This window comes from Hoyosella subflava DQS3-9A1 (genome assembly GCF_000214175.1).
Lineage (GTDB): Bacteria > Actinomycetota > Actinomycetes > Mycobacteriales > Mycobacteriaceae > Hoyosella > Hoyosella subflava.
Genome location: NC_015564.1, coordinates 1,526,882 through 1,548,090, shown reverse-complemented (window position 1 = coordinate 1,548,090; position 21,209 = coordinate 1,526,882). Strand labels below are relative to the sequence as shown.

General features: G+C 61.5%; 19 protein-coding genes and 1 tRNA gene. 10 read left to right on the top strand and 10 right to left on the bottom strand.

The annotated features are described in order from the left end of the window. The first annotated feature begins 72 nt into the window (after positions 1–72). Positions 73–627: a DUF402 domain-containing protein gene (locus tag AS9A_RS07190; protein WP_013806290.1), complete on the top strand. Its 555-nt coding sequence runs from the start codon at positions 73–75 to the stop codon at positions 625–627. Between the two features lie 4 nt (positions 628–631). Here the strand turns inward: AS9A_RS07190 and coaE are convergent, their stop codons facing one another. Together coaE and rpsA are read right to left on the bottom strand one after the other, a co-directional pair. Continuing rightward, entirely contained in the window at positions 632–1,612 is a 981-nt protein-coding gene (gene coaE / locus AS9A_RS07185; protein ID WP_013806289.1) for a dephospho-CoA kinase, read from the bottom strand. A 114-nt stretch (positions 1,613–1,726) separates the two neighbouring features. Continuing rightward, complete coding sequence (gene rpsA / locus AS9A_RS07180; protein WP_013806288.1) at positions 1,727–3,196, bottom strand: 30S ribosomal protein S1; 1,470 nt, start codon at positions 3,194–3,196, stop codon at positions 1,727–1,729. Between the two features lie 246 nt (positions 3,197–3,442). Between rpsA and AS9A_RS07175 the strand changes: the two genes are divergently transcribed. After that, complete coding sequence (locus tag AS9A_RS07175; RefSeq protein ID WP_013806287.1) at positions 3,443–4,282, top strand: class I SAM-dependent methyltransferase; 840 nt, start codon at positions 3,443–3,445, stop codon at positions 4,280–4,282. A 6-nt stretch (positions 4,283–4,288) separates the two neighbouring features. On the opposite strand, the gene AS9A_RS07170 is transcribed toward AS9A_RS07175, so the two are convergent. After that, a complete protein-coding gene (locus AS9A_RS07170; protein ID WP_013806286.1) occupies positions 4,289–6,124 on the bottom strand; it encodes a hypothetical protein in 1,836 nt (611 codons plus the stop codon). Next, the gene (locus AS9A_RS07165; protein WP_013806285.1) at positions 6,121–6,807 is read right to left on the bottom strand and encodes an alpha/beta hydrolase family protein; all 687 of its coding nucleotides are present in this window, start codon (positions 6,805–6,807) and stop codon (positions 6,121–6,123) included. The genes AS9A_RS07170 and AS9A_RS07165 overlap by 4 nt, the downstream gene beginning before the upstream one ends. A gap of 113 nt (positions 6,808–6,920) precedes the next feature. On the opposite strand from AS9A_RS07165, the gene trxA reads away from it, so the two are divergent. Beyond that, on the top strand, positions 6,921–7,301 hold the full coding sequence (trxA, locus tag AS9A_RS07160; RefSeq protein WP_013806284.1) for a thioredoxin: 381 nt from the start codon (positions 6,921–6,923) through the stop codon (positions 7,299–7,301). Between the two features lie 21 nt (positions 7,302–7,322). On the opposite strand, the gene AS9A_RS07155 is transcribed toward trxA, so the two are convergent. Then, positions 7,323–8,426, bottom strand: a complete 1,104-nt coding sequence (locus AS9A_RS07155) for an isocitrate/isopropylmalate dehydrogenase family protein (RefSeq protein WP_013806283.1) — start codon at positions 8,424–8,426, stop codon at positions 7,323–7,325. Between the two features lie 17 nt (positions 8,427–8,443). Here AS9A_RS07155 and AS9A_RS07150 point away from each other — a divergent pair, with 17 nt between their 5' ends. Further along, on the top strand, positions 8,444–8,959 hold the full coding sequence (locus tag AS9A_RS07150) for a 2'-5' RNA ligase family protein (RefSeq protein ID WP_041450929.1): 516 nt from the start codon (positions 8,444–8,446) through the stop codon (positions 8,957–8,959). On the opposite strand, the gene AS9A_RS24330 is transcribed toward AS9A_RS07150, so the two are convergent. Beyond that, a complete protein-coding gene (locus tag AS9A_RS24330; protein WP_192808170.1) occupies positions 8,956–9,108 on the bottom strand; it encodes a hypothetical protein in 153 nt (50 codons plus the stop codon). The two genes, AS9A_RS07150 and AS9A_RS24330, sit on opposite strands and share 4 nt — an antisense overlap. A 94-nt stretch (positions 9,109–9,202) precedes the next feature. Between AS9A_RS24330 and AS9A_RS07145 the strand changes: the two genes are divergently transcribed. Further along, positions 9,203–10,186 carry a GlxA family transcriptional regulator gene (locus AS9A_RS07145; protein WP_013806280.1) on the top strand — a complete coding sequence of 328 codons (984 nt, stop codon included), beginning with the start codon at positions 9,203–9,205 and terminating at the stop codon, positions 10,184–10,186. Between the two features lie 4 nt (positions 10,187–10,190). Here AS9A_RS07145 and AS9A_RS07140 read toward each other — a convergent pair whose 3' ends face one another. Both AS9A_RS07140 and polA read right to left on the bottom strand, forming a co-directional pair. Next, positions 10,191–11,309, bottom strand: coding sequence for an NAD(P)/FAD-dependent oxidoreductase (locus AS9A_RS07140; protein ID WP_013806279.1), 1,119 nt, complete (start codon positions 11,307–11,309; stop codon positions 10,191–10,193). Position 11,310: 1 nt separating this feature from the next. Beyond that, a complete protein-coding gene (polA, locus tag AS9A_RS07135; RefSeq protein WP_049793685.1) occupies positions 11,311–14,022 on the bottom strand; it encodes a DNA polymerase I in 2,712 nt (903 codons plus the stop codon). A 290-nt stretch (positions 14,023–14,312) separates the two neighbouring features. Here polA and AS9A_RS07130 point away from each other — a divergent pair, with 290 nt between their 5' ends. From AS9A_RS07130 to AS9A_RS07115, 4 genes are read left to right on the top strand one after another with little or no spacing between them, the layout of a single operon-like run. After that, positions 14,313–15,620 carry a branched-chain amino acid ABC transporter permease gene (locus tag AS9A_RS07130; protein WP_013806277.1) on the top strand — a complete coding sequence of 436 codons (1,308 nt, stop codon included), beginning with the start codon at positions 14,313–14,315 and terminating at the stop codon, positions 15,618–15,620. 4 nt (positions 15,621–15,624) lie between these two features. Next, positions 15,625–16,626 (top strand): branched-chain amino acid ABC transporter permease, encoded by a 1,002-nt coding sequence (locus AS9A_RS07125; RefSeq protein WP_013806276.1) that lies wholly within the window; start codon positions 15,625–15,627, stop codon positions 16,624–16,626. Next, on the top strand, positions 16,619–17,608 hold the full coding sequence (locus tag AS9A_RS07120; protein WP_013806275.1) for an ABC transporter ATP-binding protein: 990 nt from the start codon (positions 16,619–16,621) through the stop codon (positions 17,606–17,608). The genes AS9A_RS07125 and AS9A_RS07120 overlap by 8 nt, the downstream gene beginning before the upstream one ends. Continuing rightward, positions 17,605–18,402, top strand: a complete 798-nt coding sequence (locus AS9A_RS07115) for an ABC transporter ATP-binding protein (RefSeq protein WP_013806274.1) — start codon at positions 17,605–17,607, stop codon at positions 18,400–18,402. Before AS9A_RS07120 ends, AS9A_RS07115 begins: the two co-directional genes overlap by 4 nt. 67 nt (positions 18,403–18,469) lie before the next feature. Here the strand turns inward: AS9A_RS07115 and AS9A_RS07110 are convergent, their stop codons facing one another. Together AS9A_RS07110 and AS9A_RS07105 are read right to left on the bottom strand one after the other, a co-directional pair. After that, a complete protein-coding gene (locus AS9A_RS07110; RefSeq protein WP_013806273.1) occupies positions 18,470–19,804 on the bottom strand; it encodes an ABC transporter substrate-binding protein in 1,335 nt (444 codons plus the stop codon). Positions 19,805–19,979: 175 nt separating this feature from the next. Next, positions 19,980–20,678 carry an ANTAR domain-containing response regulator gene (locus AS9A_RS07105; RefSeq protein ID WP_013806272.1) on the bottom strand — a complete coding sequence of 233 codons (699 nt, stop codon included), beginning with the start codon at positions 20,676–20,678 and terminating at the stop codon, positions 19,980–19,982. Between the two features lie 216 nt (positions 20,679–20,894). Here AS9A_RS07105 and AS9A_RS07100 point away from each other — a divergent pair. Then, positions 20,895–20,971, top strand: a tRNA-Leu gene (locus AS9A_RS07100). Positions 20,972–21,209 lie beyond the last annotated feature (238 nt).

Below are 21,209 nucleotides of genomic sequence, written 5' to 3'. Positions count from 1 at the left end.
GGGCACTGACAAGCACCGCCAAGCACTGACAAGCCCTCAGCCGGCAAACTACGTGAAAGGTACGGTAGAGCGATGAGCCTCTATGACACACGTCACAGCGGGGCGCGTCTCCCGGCGCCAACTGTTCATGCCCACGCACCGAAGGTCGAGCGTTTCGATCTGTCGGACCGGACCAACACGGACCCCAAGGGATTCGTCCGGCCGGTGGACCACTACCACGTGGAACCATGGGGACTGTACATGGGGCGGCCCGCAGATCACGAGCAGTTCCACTACCTCGAATCGTGGCTTATTCCCCGGTTCGGTATACGCGCGTCGATTTTCCACTTCAATCCGGCACACGAACGCGACCAGAACTTCTATGTCGATATCGGCGACTTCACGCCTTCCCCGTCCGTGTGGAGATCGGTGGATCACTACATCGACATCATCGTCCGTACCGGCCGTGAAACGGAGGTAGAAGACGTTGACGAACTGCTCGCGGCGCATTGTGCGGGGCATATCAGCGCGGACACAGCGCAGCACGCATTCCAGCGGGCAATTCGCGTAGTTGACGGAATCGCCGCTCACGGCCATTCCCTAGAAGGCTGGCTCGCGTCGGAAGGGATGCATATCTGGTGGCGTTAGCCACCTATCCCCCTTCTCTGAGCACATACACATTCGCGGGCCGCCCTGGGTCCGCGCTCGCGTGTAACCGCTTCGGCCGTTCGCTGGCATCAGTTCCGGCGAGGGAACTGTCCGAAGTAAGGTTCGGGACGCGCGGAAATCCACCGTTTTCCAGCTTCGGAGCTAACTCGTCGGCCACCTCCATCGACGCCACTGTGATCTGAATGTCGAGTACATCCGTCGCGAGCGGTCCAGGACCCGACGACGGACCGATGTAGTCGACGCGCTGCGCCAATTCCCCAGCCAGGAATCGTAGGCGGGCAACTACCCTCGCGCCTGCCGCTTCCGAGTCACTATCAGGCTGGTGGAGTTCCAGCGATGCGCTTGCAGGACGACGTTCACGCAAGTTCCGTTCGAAAGGCACGAGCCGCGCCTCCCACACCTTCCGGACCTGCTCTTCGAGTTCGTGTGGTTCTCCCGTATTGTCCAGCCAGACATCGGCGGCCGCGCGCCGCTGCTCGTCCGTCGCTTGGGCGGCGATACGTGCGCGTGCGTCTTCCTCCGGCATGCCGCGCATCCCGGTAAGTCGTTCGATGCGTTGCTCGACTTCAGCGTGCACGACGAGGACAAGGTTGCACGTCGGCCCAATCGCATTTTCGATCAACAGCGGAATGTCATGGACGAGGATCGCGTCGTCCGCCGCCGACTCCGTCAATTCCGCTGTCCGCTGTCCGACCAGCGGATGAACAATGGAGTTCAGCCTTAGTCGCGATTCGTCATCTTTGAAGGCCTTCGCAGCCAGCGCGGGACGGTTGAGGCTCCCATCGTCAAGAAGGATGTCCCGCCCAAATGCCTCGACAAGGCGTTCCAGACCCGGCGTTCCTGGCGCCACAACCTCACGAGCGATCTGGTCCGCGTCGATGATGATCGCGCCGAGTTCGTCGAGCACTGCCGAGGCAGTGGACTTTCCCGCACCGATCCCGCCTGTTAATCCAACACGTAGCACTCAATGAGTTTGTCATTCCTGATGGTTCGGACCTATCGGCGGGTCCAGAACCGCAACGAGAGAAGCCCCGGACCTCACGAGTCCGGGGCTTCTCATCACGAGCTAATCAGCAGATCAGGCTCCGCCTGACAGCTTCTCGCGCAGCGCTGCAAGCTGCTCGTCGCTGGCAAGGGTGCCACCCGACTGTGCCGGGGCGGCAGACGCGGCGGGTGCCTGGGCGGCACCGTCGCTGGAGTAGTTGCTCGGCGCGGCTTCCGCTGCTTCAGCTTCGACCTTCGCGAACTTCTCCATCTGAGTGGTGTGCATCTTGTGACGACGCTCAGCCTCGGCGTAACGCGCTTCCCACTCTTCGCGCTGCTTCTCGAAGCCCTCGAGCCATTCGTTGGTCTCGGGATCGAAGCCCTCGGGGAAGATGTAGTTGCCGGCTTCATCGTAGGAGTCGGCCATGCCGTACTTGGCGGGGTCGAACTCTTCGGTGTACTCCTCATTCGCCTGCTTGAGGCTCAGGGAGATCCGGCGACGCTCGAGGTCGATGTCGATGACCTTGACCATGGCGTCGTCATTCACGGCGACAACCTGGTCCGGAACCTCGACGTGGCGCTCAGCCAGTTCGGAGATGTGGACAAGACCCTCGATGCCCTCTTCGACGCGCACGAACGCACCGAACGGAACCAGCTTCGTGACCTTGCCCGGGACGATCTGGCCGATGGCGTGGGTACGCGCAAACTGGCGCCAAGGATCTTCCTGCGTGGCCTTCAGCGACAGCGAGACGCGCTCGCGGTCCATATCGACATCGAGGACCTCGACGGTGACCTCGTCGCCGACCTGCACAACCTCGGACGGGTGATCGATGTGCTTCCAAGAGAGCTCGGAAACGTGGACCAAACCGTCGACACCGCCGAGATCGACGAACGCGCCGAAGTTGACGATGGAGGACACGACGCCCTTGCGGACCTGGCTCTTCTGCAGCTGGTGCAGGAACTCGCTGCGAACCTCAGACTGGGTCTGCTCAAGCCATGCACGGCGAGACAGGACCACGTTGTTGCGGTTCTTGTCGAGTTCAATGATCTTCGCTTCGATCTCTTTGCCGACGTACGGCTGCAGATCGCGAACACGGCGCATTTCGACGAGCGAGGCAGGAAGGAAGCCACGAAGGCCGATGTCGAGGATAAGACCACCCTTGACGACCTCAATAACAGTTCCCTTGACTGCTTCGTCCTTCTCCTTGAGCTCCTCGATGGTGCCCCAGGCGCGCTCGTACTGTGCACGCTTCTTGGAGAGAATCAGACGACCGTCTTTGTCTTCCTTAGTGAGGACGAGCGCTTCGACCTCATCGCCGACGTTCACGACCTCGCTGGGGTCGACATCGTGCTTGATCGACAGTTCGCGCGAGGGAATGACACCCTCAGTCTTGTATCCGATGTCGAGAAGGACCTCGTCACGGTCGACTTTGACGATGGTTCCTTCAACGATGTCCCCATCGTTGAAGTATTTGATGGTGGCGTCGACAGCGGCGAGAAATTCCTCGGCGGAGCCAATATCGTTGATGGCTACCTGCGGCGAGGTCGTGGTTGTGGTGGGCATTAGGTGAGCTGCTCCGGACAGTTTGACTCGGTTGTGCGTGGACAGGGCATGAATGCCACGCGCCGACCCGCCCCCACTAGCACCACAGCAAACCGCGACCCAGCAGAACAGAGTGAACGCATGCGCATCCGTGCTGTGTACATGACACAGCACGGCTAGCCTACGCGATCACGATCGAGCACAGCAAACCTGCCCGGTTACCTACACTAGCCTGATCATTGGCCCTCTACCACCGGTGCACACCACATGATCACAAATGATTCCGCCGCCGCAGAAACGCCCAGCACTTGGGTTCGGCACCGCAAGGCCGACTCGCGGGAAAGCGACGCTGCCAGCAGAATGTGGTGGGACTCTGACGCTGACAACTACCACGACGAACACGGCGACTTTCTGGGAGCCGACTCCCCCAGCGGTGAGTTCCTGTGGTGCCCGGAAGGGCTGCACGAAGGCGATGCGCATTTGCTGGGCGAGGTCGCCGGCTCCCGGATTCTCGAACTCGGGTGCGGATCAGCCCCCTGTGCACGCTGGCTACGCCACCAGGGCGCAGATGTGATCGGGCTCGATATCTCGGCCGGAATGCTCGGTCATGCACGCGCAGCGATGTCACGAGGCGGCCCGCAGGTGCCGCTTGTACAGGCGAGTGCAGAGTGCCTCCCGTTCGCCGCTGACAGCTTCGACAAAGTCTGCTCGAGTTTCGGCGCTGTCCCCTTTGTCGCAGACTCTGCAGGGGTAATGCGCGAGGTGGCGCGCGTCCTCAGACCGGGCGGCGTGTGGGTGTTCTCCGTGAACCATCCCATGCGGTGGATGTTTCCCGATGACCCCGGCCCCCGGGGCCTTACCGTCACGCTCCCGTACTTCGACCGGTCGCCGTACGTCGAGGTCGATGACGCGGGCGTTCCTAGCTATGTAGAGCACCATCGAACAATGGGAGACCGCGTCCGCGAAATCGTCGCCGCTGGATTCGCACTCGAGGATGTCATCGAACCGGAGTGGCCAGAGTGGCTGGACCAGGAGTGGGGTCAGTGGAGTCCGCTGCGCGGCCAGTACTTCCCGGGCACCGCTATCTTTTGCTGCCGAAAAGCGTAATTGGGACTAGTTTCCCGCGTGCGCGGCGACACCAACCGGACCGGAGCCCAGACAAATCTCGACACCGGGCGTCGGTGTCGTGAATAGGAGCGACTCGGCGCCGCCCACGAGACGCACGTAGGCGGTGTTGAGTCCCTCTTCGATGGGCACGCTGACTGCGGAGCGCTCACCGGCAATCGAGTCGAATGCGACCACGAGCTCGCCAGGCCCGTTCGAAAAGTAGTTCAGTTGAGCTGTCCAGCCATGCTCGAACATTCCTCCGCCGAGCGGCACCGCGACAGGTGCCCCGGGCGTAATGCGGTAGCCACATTCGGGATCAGGGCCCTGCGGTATGGCGCGGTTCCACCACACTTCGGCCGCCACCAGCCGCCCACGGTCATCCACCATCCGTAATTCGGACACGACCGGCCCGAATCGCACCCGATCATCGAGTGGCGCCAGCACGCGGCTCGCCATGTTTTGCGGGAACGTCAGCGGACTCAGAAGGTTCCATGGGACCTCTTGGTCGAGAAGCTGGACCGGCGCGTCAGTGTCAGTAGCGCCGCGCAGATTGGTCAAGTATTCCCGGCTCGGGTTTTCTGACCACACCTGCGAGAACGTCACCGTGGACCACACACTGCTGAGGATGAACGCCGCCACCGCGACGGCAGCAGCTTTGCGGCCGGGATGCCACCGGGCGTTCAGGCCCTCGCGCCCCGGCGCAACGAACACGAGCGCGATCGCGGCGACAACAATGACGCTCGTCTCGGCGAGATACCGAAGGGACTGGACGAGTTCTGGGGCGGTGTCCGGGCCTGCGCGGAGGACCAGCACCGGGATTGTTGCCACAATAATATAGGCGGCAACGAAAGCGAAAACCGGGATGACGCGTCGTTTGAGAACAATCGATCCACCCACGATCGCTGCGAGTGCGGCCCAGCAGGCCACGGTTGCCCACTGTGGCGCAGCAGCCCATGGGGTTGACGGTAGCCACCTCTCCCACGTCCACGGACCGCCGAACAGGACCGGGACAAAACTGTCGGTAAATGTCCGATTCAAGATCGTGCCTGCGGATTTCAGCCCATCGAAGCCGACGTCCCGGCTTACCGCCATCGAGTAGACCGGGATCCACCACAGCAGAATGACGGCAGAACCGATCCACAGCTCGCGGCCACCCCGAGCGACAAACGCGAACGGGTTCGCACGGCTTGCCCCCGCGTCCCGCGGCTTCTGCGTTACCCACACCCACAGCAATGCCACCGCAAAAGCAGCAAATGGCACAACAGCCGCCTTCTCGAAGAACAGCAAAGCGATGAGAAAGGCAACTAGCGCCGACACCGCGTATCGACGGCGGCGCGTTTCAATCAGCCGCACCGTGTCGGCTGTCACCCACGCCAGTGCTGCCTGCAACGGCAACGCGTTGAGTCCCGCGGCCCACCAGGCGAATGCTGGCAGGGTAAGCGGCGACAATAAATAGAACGTGAGCGGGACAAAGAGCACGGGCCGCCAGCCGAGCAGTACAACCAGCAGCCGAAGGACAGCGAGGGAAGCCAGCAGCTGAAGAATGAGGAGCGATGCTGCAGCTGCCCACCATTCAAGAGGAGCGACTGCCGTGAGCAGCCATGCAGCCGCAAACGTCAACGGCATGAAGTGGCCGTCATGGTCATGGAAGAGCAGATCCGCCGAAAACAGAGGGAACTCTGCGGCCCTTCCGATCAGGATGAAATCGTCCCAATAGAACGAGCCGCGGGATAGCACCCATCCGCGCAACACGAGTCCGGCAACAATAAGGGCCAGGGCTCCGGCGACGACCGCGCGCGAGTACTCAACCTTGCGCTGGGGGCCTCCGGGAGCGGCGGTCATCCGATCCCGAACATGTCGACAATGGCGTCCACCGCATCGTCGGCGATGTGCGGCTTCTTGCCGCCCCCGAGATCGTGGCCGGCCTGCGCTACCTCGAGCAGTCGCACACGCGCTGGGATGAGCTCAGTGGCCGCATGCAGTTCCGCCAGCGACCCGAACGGGTCACGGTCGCCGTGGACAAAGAGCGACGGAATCGCGATGGCAGGGAGATGTTCTGTACGGGCACGCTCCGGTTTTCCCGGCGGATGCAACGGATAGCTGAACAAAACGAGCCCGTCTGCCACAGTCGACTGATCTGCAGCCAGCATCGACGCCTGCCTGCCACCATACGAATGGCCGCCCACCAAAACGGGGCCTGTCACGTAACTGCGGACTAGCTCCACTGCGGTGGCGATACCGGCTCTATCGACGCCGGCAGCAGATCGGCTGGGAGGGCCCGAAGCCCGCTTCACGCGAAACGGCAGGTTGTAACGAAGCACAGCAACACCGCGCATGCCGAGTCGCTCGGCGACCAGCCGGAGCATAGGCGAGTTGGCATTCCCGCCCGCCCCATGCGTGAGCGCTAGTCCCGCTTTAGGCTGGTCAGGAAGGTGAAGCACGCCCTGGATCGCAGCATCATCGAAAGGCACATCGATAACCACAAGGCGGGTTCGGTCACCGTCGGATTTCCGGTCGCGATCCATGCCGGACACGGTAGCCCACGGGGACTCGCGGGGGTATGCGGGAACATTTCCGCCCCAGTCTCTGGTTACGTAGAGGGAGCCCTTAAGGGAACACCACAACGTTAGGAATTAGTGTGGCAACTCAGAACCTCACCCACGCCGACTTCGAATCTACGATCACCAGCAACGATGTCGTCCTGGTGGACTTCTGGGCAGAGTGGTGCGGTCCGTGCAAGCAGTTCGCACCCACATTTGAAGCATCGTCGTCGAAGCACCCGGACGTTGTTCACGCAAAGGTAGATACCGAGGCGGAGCAGTCTCTCGCGGCTGCCGCAGGTATTCAGTCAATTCCCACAGTGATGGCTTTCCGTGAGGGCATTCTCGTATTCGCGCAGCCTGGTGCGCTGCCGCCGGATGCCCTTGAAAGCCTGATCACCCAGGTCAAGGATCTTGACATGGAAGATGTTCGCGCGCAGATCACTGAGCAGCAGGAGAACGGCGCACAGCAAGCCTGACCCCACCGCCTAGTGGAGTGATCAGCTCCAACGGGCGACGCGTGCCAGTACGTTCTCGGTGAATTCGCTGGTTGACGCGAGGCCCCCCAAATCAGCGGTCGCTACCCCCGCAGTGGTTGTGGCGGTCACCGCCCGGCGAATGCGCTGGGCGGCCCGCCTCACCTGTGCGGCCCCTTCTCGTTGGGCGAACCAGTCGAGCAGCATCGCGGCCGACATGAACATCGCTATGGGATTCGCGCGGTTTCTCCCGGCGATATCCGGTGCCGCACCATGGGCAGCCTGGGCCATCGCTTGCGTGTCGGACGTGTTCAGCGACGCCGCGATTCCCAGCGAGCCGGATAGCTCGCCAGCGAGATCCGACAATATGTCGCCGAACATATTCTCCGTCACGATCACGTCGTAGTCGCCTCCACGCACCAGGTGCGCGGCCATCGCATCGACATGCACGTCGTCGATTCTGACGCCGGGAAACTCGTGGCCGACCTCCCGGCATGTCTCCAGGAACAAGCCGGTTGTCAGAGGCAGTACGTTCGCCTTGTGGACGACCGTTACCCGGTTGCGGCGCTGCTGGGCCAGCGTGAACGCAGTACGGGCGATGCGCGTGCACGCTTCACGCGTCACCACCGCAACGGCCATCGCGACGTCCTTCGTCGGCATGAACTCGCCGGAGCCGGTGAACATGTTCCGATCAGCGTAGAAACCTTCAGTGTTCTCGCGAACAATCACGACGTCGATATCGGGCCGCACGGATCGCACGCCCGGAAGCGCAACGGCGGGCCGGATATTCGCGTACAGGCCGTAACGTTTCCTGATCGTCCCGCCGGGAGCTGTCATGGTACGGAATTCATCTGGATACGAAGCATTGTCGTGTGGACCGAGAAGCCAGCCCGGGAGATCTGACAACGCGTCTTGCGTTTCAGGGGGTAACGGGCTGCCGTGTGTCTGGATTGCGGACGCCCCGAATGGCAAGTTCTGCCACGTGATCGCACCCGCGGACGTTGCCCGCATCGCGGCGTCCACGACGCGGACTGTCGCCGGGACTATTTCGCCCCCAATTCCGTCGCCCTCCAGCACTCCAAGGGAAAGGTCCACCATTCCCTCATCATCGCCCACTTTCAGCGCCATGACAGCACAATGTGATGATGGTGCAGTCCGTTGAATTGCTTCTCAACGAGGAGCTTGAAGAGGCGATCCGGGAACAATGGCGCACTCTCAACGAGGCCGGACTCCCCTGCCAGCCGCTGAGAGCCCGGCCGCACGTCACGATCGGGGTTGCGCACGAAATCTACCCGCGGATCGAGAAAAGGATTCCCGACGCCCTCGGCGATTTTCCGCTGAGCGTACGCGTCGGCGGACTCCTTGTCTTCGGCGACCGCCGAATGGTCCTCGCCCGCGCCGTGACGACCTCAGCGGTGCTGCTAGCCAAGCACGAGCGCGTCGCCGGACTGTTGCGGGAGTGCCCAGGCAAGCCAGGACATATGGAACCTGGCCAGTGGACGCCGCACATCACCCTCGCTCGCAAAATGACACCAGAACAGGCCGGTTCAGCGCTAGCACTCGTAGCCACCAGGAAAGACCTGGCCGGACAGTTCATTGGCGCGCGGCGCTGGGACGGCACAGCTCGCCGCGAGACGATCATCGTGCCCGGAGACCGCTAAGACACGGCACGTGTGCCCGCAGTGCTTTCACTCCAATACTGGAGGCTGCCGTGCGGTGAGGTCTCAAGATGACTGTCCCGCGTGCGACCGAGCAGCGCCAGTACGTCAAGCACGACGAGCAGCAAGAGAAACACGATCAGGCTGATCATGTACTCCACTGTGGCCCAGTTTTGGGCGCGTCAACAGTGGCAGGAATGCCAATTAGGCTCGATTTTCTGCCATCCGCGCGGCACACTTGATGACATGCTGCAGAAGGTGGTCGTTCTTCTCCCGCCGCGGGCTGAAACCTTTGAACTCGGCGTCGCCTGCGAGGTTTTCGGCGTCGACCGTAGCGATGACGGACTCCCGGCCTACGAACTGTCGATCGTCGCCGCCTGCCCAGGCGCCGTTCACACGCGCTACTACGACCTAGACATTCCTCATGATCTCGGCTGTCTCGCGTCCGCCGATCTCATCATTGTGGGCGCTGGCGGCGATGCCGTTGACGAGTCTGATGGTGCGGTTGCCGTCACCAAAACTCGGGGTGCGCTGGATCCCGCTCTCGACGCTCTTTGTAGAGCAGCACAGCGCGGAACTGCCGTTGCTTCCCTATGCACGGGAGCGTTTCTCCTAGGCGCAGCGGGCTTACTCGATGGCCGCAGATGCACAACGCATTGGCGCCACTCCGCCGCCCTCGCGGCTCGATTCCCCGATGCGCTCGTGGACCCCAGCGTTCTATACGTCGACGATCATCCCATTTACACCAGCGCCGGAACCGCCGCCAGTATCGACCTGTGTCTGCATATTGTTCGCAAGTTCCAGGGCTCCGATGTCGCGAACGGGATCGCACGCCGGATGGTTGTGCCGCCACACAGGGAGGGTGGTCAGGCGCAGTTCGTGAATCGGCCTCTTCCGCGCCATAACGGTTCCTCGATGGCACCGCTACTCGACTGGATGACGGTGAACCTGCGCGATGATCATTCTGTGTCCGATCTTGCCGCCCGCGCAGGAATGTCATCGCGCACCTTCGCTCGCCGATTCCAGGCGGAAACAGGCTCTACCCCAGCGCGGTGGCTGAATGATCAACGGGTTCTGGAAGCTCAGCGGTTGCTCGAAACAACCGACCTGACCGTCGAATCGATCGCTGACCGTGTCGGCTTTCGCAACGCCGCTGCGCTGCGGATCCATTTTCAGCGCGTTCGGCTCACGTCACCCAACGAGTACCGCCGTGTGTTCGCACGTACCTAAACGCTCACAGGAAGCGAGCTGGTGACAGCGCTTCGGCTCGCACGGGGATGTCTTCTGGCACACTCGATCCGGTAAGCAGCGCGGCTGCGACGACCGCGAGCGCGGGAGCCATCTGGATCCCGTACCCGCCTTGTCCCGCAAGAAAGCCGAACCCTGCGACCCCTGGGACCAATCCAGCGACCGGCTCGCCGTCAGGAGCAAATGTCCGCAAACCGCCCCATGACCGTCGCACTGTTCGCAGGCCGAGCGTTGTCGCCTCGTTGATTTCCTCCATCGCACGCGCGATACCGAGTTCGGACGGCTTCGCATCACCGGGCTCAACGGGATCGGCATCGGCGGGGGACGCGAGCACGCCGTCACCCTCGGGCTTGAAGTACCAGCGTTCAGCGGGATCACCCACTGTAGGCCCGTCACCTGCAAGCTTGCCCGGTGCAGGCGACATGAACAGCGTCCTGCGTTTCGGCACGAAACCTAACTGCGGCACACCGGCCAGCGATGCCACCGGATCAGCCCACGCTCCCGCAGCGTTGACAACAAGACCTGCGGCCAGGGTTTCCTTGACCAGCCCGACACTCCAGCCGCTCCCGTTCGGGCTGAGAGATCGCACACCGGAACCAGTGACAATCGTTCCACCGCGCGCCTTAAATCCCCGGATATAGGCCTGGTGCACGCCGAGAACATCGATGTCGTGCGCTTCGTTGTCCAGCGCTGCCCGGCGCGTCACCTCCGGGTTCATCGCCGGACACCAGCGCAAGGTTTCCGCCGCGGAGAGCGTGCCAAGTTCCCCAGGCCCCCCGCTGCGAGACTCGATCATCCCCGTGAGTGCAGTATCACTGGTCTCGTCTGTCGCTGCCCACAACACCGGCCGAGCATCGAGCGGGTGGACGTCGCCCCACTCCGCTGAAATCGAATCGAAGAGCTTCCTGCTAGCGACCGTCAGCGCGCGTACCACCGGACCGCCATAGCTGGGGAGGTACGTGGCGGCAGAGCGGCCCGTCGAGTGCGTCGCGAGCATAGATTCAGTTTCGATCAGCACGACGGAATTGTCGCTCGCCAGCTCATACGCGACGGACGCTCCCGCCATGCCGCCGCCGATGACTGCTACATCGTAAGTCGTAGTCATTTTAGTGCCCCGCGCTTTCCCAGGATTGACCTTGTCCGACGGAAACATCGAGTGGTACGGAAAGTTCGTACGCACCTGCCATTTCACGGCGGACCAGGTCCTCGACCTGCTCTCGTTCGGCGTTGACGACTTCGAGCACAAGTTCATCATGAACTTGCAGCAGCATGCGAGAACGCAGGTTCTCCCGCTGAAGCGCCTCATATACCCGCAGCATTGCCACCTTGATGATGTCAGCAGCGGACCCTTGAATGGGCGCATTCAGCGCAGCGCGTTCGGCGACCTCGCGCCGCTGGCGATTGTCACTGGTCAGGTCTGGAAGGTATCGGCGCCGACCGAAGATGGTGGAGGTATAACCGTCTTTGCGCGCCTGTTCGACAACCTCATGCAGATAGTCGCGCACCGCACCGAAACGCGAAAAATACGCTTCCATCTGTGATTTTGCCTCATCGTTCGAGATCTTCAGTTGCTGTGCGAGCCCATACGTCGACAACCCGTAGGCGAGCCCGTACGACATCGCTTTGACGCGACGGCGCATGTCAGGAGTAACTTCATCGATCGGCACACCGAATGCCCGTGCACCGACAAAACTGTGAAGGTCCTCGCCCGTTCTGAATGCCTCGATCAGCCCGGCGTCCCCGGACAAATGCGCCATGATGCGCATCTCGATCTGGCTGTAGTCGGCGGTGAGGAGCACGTCGTAAGGCGTGCCGTCAGCTGCCTTGCCTACCACGAACGCCTGTCGGATCTGCCGTCCAGCTTCAGTCCGGATCGGTATGTTCTGCAGGTTCGGTTCAGTCGACGACAGTCGGCCCGTGGCGGCGATCGTCTGATTGAACGTCGTGTGGATGCGACTGTCGTCAGCAACCGTCTTCAGCAACCCCTCAACGGTCGTTTTGAGCTTCATCGAATCGCGGTGGGTCAGCAAATGCTCGAGGAAGGGGTGCTGAGTCTTTTCGAACAGCGCGGCGAGCGCCTCGGCGTCCGTGGTGTAACCAGTTTTTGTGCGCTTTGTCTTCGGCATGTCGAGCTCATCGAACAGCACCACCTGGAGCTGTTTGGGTGAACCCAGATTGATCTGCTTCCCGATCACCCCGTACGCAGCCTCAGCGGCGTCATTGACCTGGCTCGCGAATTGCCGCTGCAGATTCCCGAGCATGTCAAGGTCCACGGCAATGCCGGCGGCCTCGAGATCTGCGAGTACGGACGCCAGCGGGAGCTCCATTTCAGACAGCAAGGTGCGCGACTCGATCGTGTCGAGTTCACTGTCTAGCGCTTCCGCGAGGTCGACCACGGCACGTGCACGCAGAATCTCAGTTTCGGCGTGCTGGCGCTGCGAGTCGTTCTCGTCGTCGAGCAGCGACAGCTGTCCCTGACCGGTGTCTTCGGCGCGAAGTTCACGTTTCAAGTAGCGCAAAGAAAGGTCATCGAGGTTAAAGCTGCGCTGCCCCGGACGGACCAGGTAGGCAGCTAGCGCAGTGTCGCTCGTGACACCCCGGAGCGCCCAGCCACGTCCGCGCAGCGCGTGGATCGCCCATTTGACGTCATGTACGGCTTTCCGCTGTTCGGGGTTGCCCAGCCAGGCTGCGATTGCGGCATCGTCGGCTTCGGTCACAGTCTCAACAGCGATAAAGGCGCCTTCGCCGTCAGCCGCAGCGATGGCGACCCCGGTTGCATCCGACGCAAAGACCTGCCTTGTGCCGACGACGGACAGCCCGTGCCGCGCTCCTGACACCGCGTGGACATTCAGCCACTTCGCTACCTCGCCCGGTTCCAGAATCCGGCCACGCACCTCAAATCCAGATTCCGCTTCCGGCTCAGGCGAGGCCAGCGTTTCGAAAAGCCGGTCGCGGAGCACCCGGAATTCGAGGTCGTCGAACAACTGGTGGATCCGTTCGCGATCCCACACACTCACTTCGAGCTGATCGGGTGAAAACGGTAGTGGAACGTCGCGAACCATCTCCGTCAGCTGGCGGTTCATCAACACGGACGAGAGATTCTGCCGCAGCGCGTCGCCCACCTTGCCGCGTACAGCGTCGACTTTCTCCACCAGGGTCTCCAGCGACCCGTACTCACGAATCCACTTCGCGGCAGTCTTCTCCCCCACACCTGGGATTCCGGGAAGGTTGTCGCTCGGGTCACCGCGCAGCGCCGCATAGTCGGGGTACTGCTGCGGTGAGAGTCCATACTTCGCCTCCACCGCTTCGGGCGTAAATCGAGTCAGATCCGAAACACCACGTTTCGGGTAAAGCACCGTCACAGCGTCAGATACCAGCTGCAAAGCGTCGCGATCACCGGTGCAGATGAGAACTTGATAGCCAAGACCGGTCGCCTGAGTCGTCAGCGTGGCGATTATGTCGTCGGCCTCGAAGCCCGGCTCAGCCATCACCGGGATCCCCATCGCGGCCAGCACGTCTTTGGTGAGGTCAACTTGGCCGCGGAACTCATCCGGCGTCTTACTTCGGTTCGCCTTGTACTCGGGGAAAGTCTCAGCACGGAAAGTCTGCCGTGACACGTCGAACGCCACCGCAATGTGTGTTGGCTGTTCATCGCGCAGCAAGTTGATCAGCATTGATGTGAATCCATAGACCGCGTTGGTGGTCTGCCCGCTTGACGTACGGAAGTTCTCCGCGGGCAGCGCGAAGAACGCGCGGTACGCCAGAGAGTGCCCGTCGAGGAGCAGAAGCCGTGGCATTTCTGACTGCACGGCTCCCATCGCGGCTGGGCTTGCGGACGTCGGGGACGGGGTTCCGGGAGGACGGGTCACAGAGGAAGGGCTCACAACAGGCCAGTGTAAGGAGTGACCCCGACAACAAGCCACGCGTAACGCCCCGGCAACACATCGGAGTGTCTTATCGAAACTATCCGCCGATACTGTCTCGGGACTGACACTATGATTCGGACAATTCGCGTCAGCGACCACGCGGGTCGCGAAACTTGGTGAGGACAGGCCTAATACGGACAACCCGGCCCCGTGCTCACGAGCACAGCCGGGAGGAGGAACATGTGACACACTCCGTGACCCCGCTGAATCGCCGTGGGGCTGCCGTTCTGCTGGCGCTGATGTTCAGTCTCCTGGTCCCGCTCCTCGCAGCTGGATCTGCGCTGGCGCAGGACACTGATGAAGACGGGCCGCTCGGCACCATCCAGGGCACGCTGATCAACGCGGGTGAGCCGCTCAACGGGGTCACCCTTGAGGCTACCGACGAGGACGGCGACGTAGCCGGGGAAGCGACCTCGGGCGAGCGCGGCCAGTGGTCGATGCGAGTCCCACCAGGCACGTACACCGTGCGGCTGGATGAGGCGACACTCCCGGTTGACGTCATTGTGCAGCAAGCGGAACGCAGCGCGACGGTACGAGCTGACCGGGTTGCCTCGGTGATCTACTCGTTTGGTGATCCACGGACCGGGCTCGAGACCACATTTACTGAGCGGTTCCTCCGCCTGACCGTCGAAGGCCTCCGCTTCGGACTGGTCATCGCGATCACCGCGGTCGGTCTGAGTCTCATTTTCGGCACCACTGGGCTCACCAACTTTGCCCACGGCGAGCTGGTCACGATCGGCGCTGTCGCAGCGTGGGTGGTGAACGTCAAGCTCGGCATGCATCTGATACCAGCGACGGTCATCGCCATCATCGTCGGCATCATCGTCGGGGTTCTCAACAACGCCATAGTGTGGCGGCCATTGCGAAACCGGGGCGCGAGTCTGGTCGCACAGCTAGTCGTGTCGATCGGCCTCGCGCTCGCGCTTCGTGCCGCGCTCCTGTTGTTCTTCAGCGACCGGTCCCAAGCATTTACGACGTATCAGAGCCAGCGGCAGCAGGACTTTGGCCCGATCTCGACCACACCGGTGAACCTTGCAACGATGCTGATCAGCCTCGCTGTCCTCGTCGCGGTAGCACTGATGTTCAAGTTCACGCGGATCGGTAAGGCGATGCGCGCCGTCTCCGACAATCGGGACCTTGCCGCCGCATCGGGCATCAATGTCGAACGTGTAGTCATGTTCGTGTGGGCACTTGGCGGCGGCTTGGCTGCCCTCGGCGGTGTTCTGTTTGGACTTTCCGAACTGAACGGCACCGTGCAGTTCGAAATGGGTTTCAAGCTGCTTCTCCTGATGTTCGCTGGGATCATCCTCGGCGGCCTGGGGACCGCGTACGGAGCGCTGCTGGGGTGCGTCATCATCGGACTCCTCGTCCAATGGTCGACGCTCGTCATCAACCCGGATCTGAAATACACGGGAGGTTTGCTCGTGCTCATCCTCGTCCTGGTTCTTCGGCCTCAGGGAATCCTCGGTTCCCGCGCACGGATCGGGTGACGCGATGAACTTTCTCGGAATCGACTTCGGAATAGTCTTTAGCAACGCGTTCGCACAGTTCGTAGGCCCGCAAGCGATATTCTTCGCCCTGCTCGCCATCGGACTGAATGTGCATTTCGGTTACACCGGGCTACTCAACTTCGGTCAGATCGGTTTCGCACTCGTCAGCGCCTATGGGGTCGGCATCACCGTAGTGATCTACAACCAGCCGCTGTGGCTGGGATTGATCGTCGGTATGGCGGCATCCGTCGTTCTTGCGCTGCTCCTCGGGATACCCACGCTGCGACTGCGCGCTGACTATCTCGCCATCGTCACCATCGCAGCGTCGGAGATTCTGCGTCTAGCAACGCGCTCTACAGCGTCGGATGACTATACCCGCGGTACTCGCGGCATTCAGGGCCAGAACTTTGCGTTCCAGGCGATGAACCCCTTCTCCCCTGGACGGGAGTACACCATTTTGGGTGTCAAGTTCCTGGGCTCAACGCTCTGGGCGATGGTGGTTGGCTGGGCGCTGATCGCAATCCTGCTCGTGTTGATCTGGATGCTGGTGAATAGCCCGTGGGGCCGCGCCCTGAAAGCGGTGCGTGAGGATGAAGATGCTGCTCGGGCACTTGGGAAGAACGTTTTCTTCTACCGAATGCAAGCCCTCGTTCTGGGCGGTTTCATTGGCGGTCTCGCGGGCATCTTCATCGCGCTCACCCAAGCGCTGAATCCCGATTTCTTCTCTACCCAGCAGACGTTCTTTGCATGGACAGCCATGATCCTCGGTGGTGCCGCCACCGTATTCGGACCGGTTGTCGGCGCGATGGTGTTCTGGTTCCTGTTCTCCTTCACCGACAACGTACTGCGGCAACTTTCCTCGGGGCCCGACGCGGTCATTCCTATCTCTGCCCAGCAGGTTGGTGCAGTTCAGATCATGCTGGTCGGCATTCTGCTTGCGGTCCTGATCGTCTACCGTCCACAGGGGATAATGGGACGGAAACGGGAGGTACAACTCAATGTCTGAGACCTCACGCGCGGGTGCTGCCGATCCGTTCGCCGTAGTAGACCGTGCACCCGGTAGCGCGAAGCCCGACCCCATCATCGTGGCTGACCACGTGACCCGCAGCTTTGGCGGCATCCGGGCAGTGGATGTGAGTCACATCGAGTTCCAGCGGGGATGTATCACCGGACTGATCGGCCCGAACGGCGCGGGCAAGACAACCCTGTTCAATCTCCTGACGGGATTCGACCGCGCGGACAGCGGGTCGTGGAGCGTTGACGGCGTCACGGTGTCACGCATGCCCGCATACCGCATGGCGCGCAGCGGAGTGGTGCGGACCTTCCAGTTGACCAAGGCGCTTTCGAAACTCACGGTGCTGGACAATGTCCGGCTCGGAGCGACCGGTCAAAGCGGTGAGCGGATGCTGGGTGCGCTGATGCCGTGGATGTGGCGGAAGCAGGAAGCGGAAATCACGGAGCGCGCCCATGCGATGCTGGAGCGTTTCAAACTCGAGACGAAAGCCAATGACTTCGCGGGTTCTCTGTCTGGTGGGCAGCGCAAACTCCTCGAAATGGCGCGCGCACTGATGGTGGATCCTAAAGTCATCATGCTCGATGAGCCCATGGCGGGCGTCAACCCAGCGCTGACCCAAAGCCTGCTCGGTCACATCAAGTCCCTCGGTGACGAAGGGATGACAGTGGTGTTCGTCGAACACGATATGGACGTAATCCGGGATGTCAGCGACTGGGTTGTCGTGATGGCGCAAGGCGCTGTCATCGCGGAAGGGCCAGCGTCGGAACTTTCAAGCAATTCGGCCGTGGTCGACGCCTATCTGGGCAGCCACCACGACAAAGCGCTCGAGTTCGACGAGCACGGCAATCCCGTTGGGGAGACTGCCGAGATGGTCGCGGAAATGGAAAACGAGATCAGCGAGGTCCTCGAAAGCGGAGGTGACCTGTCTGATCCTGCAGCTGTTTCCTCGCACGACCGACAGGAGCCACAGTGACCGAACACCGCTCCCCCGCCGAACTTGCAGCTACCGCAGAAGCGCACAATCGGCTGGCCGAGGGCGCTCTCATGCGGGGCGACAACCTCACGGCGGGATACATCCCCGGGGTCAACATCCTCGAGGACTGCAACTTCTACCTTCGAGACGGGGAAATCGTCGGCATCATCGGACCGAACGGTGCCGGGAAATCCACGCTTCTGAAAACCCTGTTCGGCCTCATTCCCGTACGAGAGGGCCAGGTAACTCTTCGGGGTGAGGACATCACTTCTGCTCGCGCGCACACGCTGGTGACGAAAGGCGTGGGTTATGTGCCGCAAACCCAGAACGTCTTTCCTTCACTCACGATCGAAGAAAACCTTCAGATGGGCATCTACCTTCGATCGCGACAGTTCGGCAAGCGATTCGAATTCGTGTCCGGTCTCTTCCCCCTGTTGAGCGAACGGCGCCGGGTAAAGGCCGGAGCCCTCTCCGGCGGCGAGCGCCAAATGGTCGCGATGGGTCGGGCGCTGATGATGGATCCTTCTGTCCTTCTGCTTGACGAGCCGTCCGCCGGTCTGTCCCCGATGTTTCAGGACGAAGTCTTCGTTCGCTGCAAGAAGATCAACGCCACAGGCGTCTCGATCATCATGGTGGAGCAGAACGCTCGCCGCTGCCTGCAGGTGTGCGACCGCGGCTACGTCCTCGACCAGGGACGCAACGCCTATACGGACACTGGCGCGAATCTATTACACGATCCGAAGGTCATCGAGTTATACCTTGGCACCCTCGCCGGTAGTCACGAGACTCGCTGAGGAGGCCCATACAACAAATCTGGGGAGGGCGTCATTCGCCCTCCCCAGATTTGTTTCGCAGCAAGTGTCAGTCGACGCTTACGACGATGTAATCCTCTACCTCGAGGAGTTGGTTATCGGGACCAAATTCCAGCACACCGTACGAGCCAATACCTGGCTCACCGGCTGGGCGGAATTCCAGATCACCCGTGACACCGTTGTAGTTGATCTCGCCGCCTTCAGCGAGAATGTCGCGGCACTCCGCGAACGAGGTGCACTCGTCACCATCGCGTGTGACGTCATTGATCGCCGCTGCGATATCCACACCGTTCGTTGAACCTGCCGCTTCAGCAGCAAGTGCCGAGATCACGACAGCGTCGTAGGCTTCAGCGGAGTACTGCAGATCAGCGAGGTTGTAACCCGCCGCTTGACCAGCTTCGCGGACGCGCTCCTCGAAATCGGAGCTGAGCGAGGTTTGCGGAGCGGTGCCCTTCATTCCCTCGAGCAAACCGGCAGCGAGCCCCTCCCCGAGTGCGTTGCCCATGTTCCCGTCGGTTCCGTAAACGAGCTTGTCCTGGGGGCCAACACCAACTTCGGCCATCCGGGTGATGATCCGCTTGCTCTCGTCGAAACCGATGACAGCGATACCGTCTGGGTCGAACTGAGCGATGCTGTCGATCTCCGCATTGAAGGACTGCGCGTTGGGGTCATAAATGATCAGCTGGATCTGATCCGCAGCGATACCTGCTTCTTGAAGGAAGTTCTCGGTGTTGCGCGCCAGACCGGCACCGTAGGGATCGTTGCGAGCGAGGATGGAGACGCGCTGCAATCCGTCACCCGCCATCATCTGCACCAGCGCCTGGGACTGAAGTACGTCCGTCGGAGCAGTGCGGAAGTACATGCCTCGGTCCGGGTAGCACACGAACTGGTCCGATGTGTTCGCTGGCGAGAACATGACCACACCCGCGTCGACAATTTTGTCGATCACGTTCAGCGAGACGCCTGAGGAGGCGGCACCGACGATGACTTGCGCGCCATCGGCGAGCAGTCGGTCCACCGTCTGGTTCGCAATGTTGGTTGTCGTGTCACCCGAGTCGCCCTGATTGATGCTGACGGGGTTGCCCAGCACACCGCCAGCCTCGTTGATTTCGGTCACCGCAAGTTCGGTAGCCGCGATCTCGGGGGGTCCGAGAAACGCCAGGTCTCCAGTTTGCGGCAAGAGTCCGCCGAACCGCAGGGGGTCTGTAGAAGGATTGCCGCTCGGCTCCGCCTGCGGAGGATCGCAATCAGTTTCCGCGAGTTCGACCTCAGCCAGGTCGCCGTTCTCTGCCGCCGTATCGTCGCTGTCAGTACCGCAGCCGGCGAGGACCAGCGAAGCTGCGCCTGCTACCGCGATGAGCCGGAACAATGTGCGTTGTGCCATCCGAAGTCTCCTCGAAATACAGTAGGGCCGCCGCGATCACTTCTCGAAATGCCGAAGTGACGCGCGAAGGTCTAATTCGGGAGATTAGCGCCGATTAGTTACCGGACAAGACAGACACACCGACCGTCACACGACCTTAATTCCGGTCATACTGTCTTTTTTACTTTCAGGTGGCCTATTTGCCGGGCTTCGGCTTCATCGCGAGCGTATCGATCACAACCTGCGCCACAACTTTCATCGTCGTCCGGCGGTCCATCGCCGCGCGCTGAATCCAGCGAAATGCCTCAGGTTCCGTCATGCTGTGCGCGTTCATCAACGCGCCCTTGGCCCGATCGATAAGTTTGCGCGTCTCAAGGCGATCGGTAAGCTCCCCGACCTCCTTCTCGAGGGCCTTCAGTTCAGCAAACCGGCTTGTCGCGAGTTCGATCGCGGGGACCAGGTCACCCTGAGTAAATGGCTTGACGAGATAGGCCATGGCACCCGCGTCGCGCGCTCGTTCCACCAGTTCACGCTGGCTGAAGGCGGTGAGAATGACGACCGGGGCGATACGCTTCGCCGCGATCTCAGATGCTGCGTCGATACCGTCGCGGATCGGCATTTTCACGTCCATGATCACCAAATCAGGAATCAGGTCTTCTGCGAGTTCGACTGCACGCTGACCATCTCCCGCCTCCCCAACGACGTCGTAGCCTTCGTCGCGCAGCATCTCAGTGAGATCGAGACGGATAAGGGTCTCGTCCTCGGCGACAAGAACGCGGCGCACCGGCCATGCCGAGCTGTTGGCCGTTGCTGTGGATTCCGCCGCTTCAGTTACTTCCGAAGCGATGGCACCCTTCACGTCGGCCTCTGCGTTCGAAGCCTCGGAGCCCTTCATCGACACTGTCCCCTTTACGAACATTCTTTAAGCAATTACAGCGGAAAAACTTCTTCGTTTGGTACCGCAACTGAAGAGTACCGGTGGACCGGGGGTGAACGCGATCCTCCAATGATCTACAGTGATGTGCCACAGGGGCACCACGTCCGGTAACCTGTGTCTCCGCGTGAGGAGCAGAACCGGAAACGGCTAGCTCCGGCACCGTCGCAGCACTGCGCCCTCGTAGCCCAATTGGCAGAGGCAACGGATTCAAAACCCGTCCAGTGTGGGTTCGAGTCCCACCGAGGGCACCAACGCTGCCGTACAGTTCCGCCGGGCCATTTCACAAGTTGATCTTGCTTTGACCAGGGCTCACAGCCTTACCCCACGTGAACTTCTGTGATTCTTCTCACATTGCTGCTCGTGGCGCGATCCGCGCCGGAGCGATGTGACAGCTCGCGCCAACAGACACCTGACTGTTATCGGACTGAGCCTCAAGACCGCGCCGTACCACCGGAGCGGCGGCTAGATTCTGCTCAATTCAGCATCCTG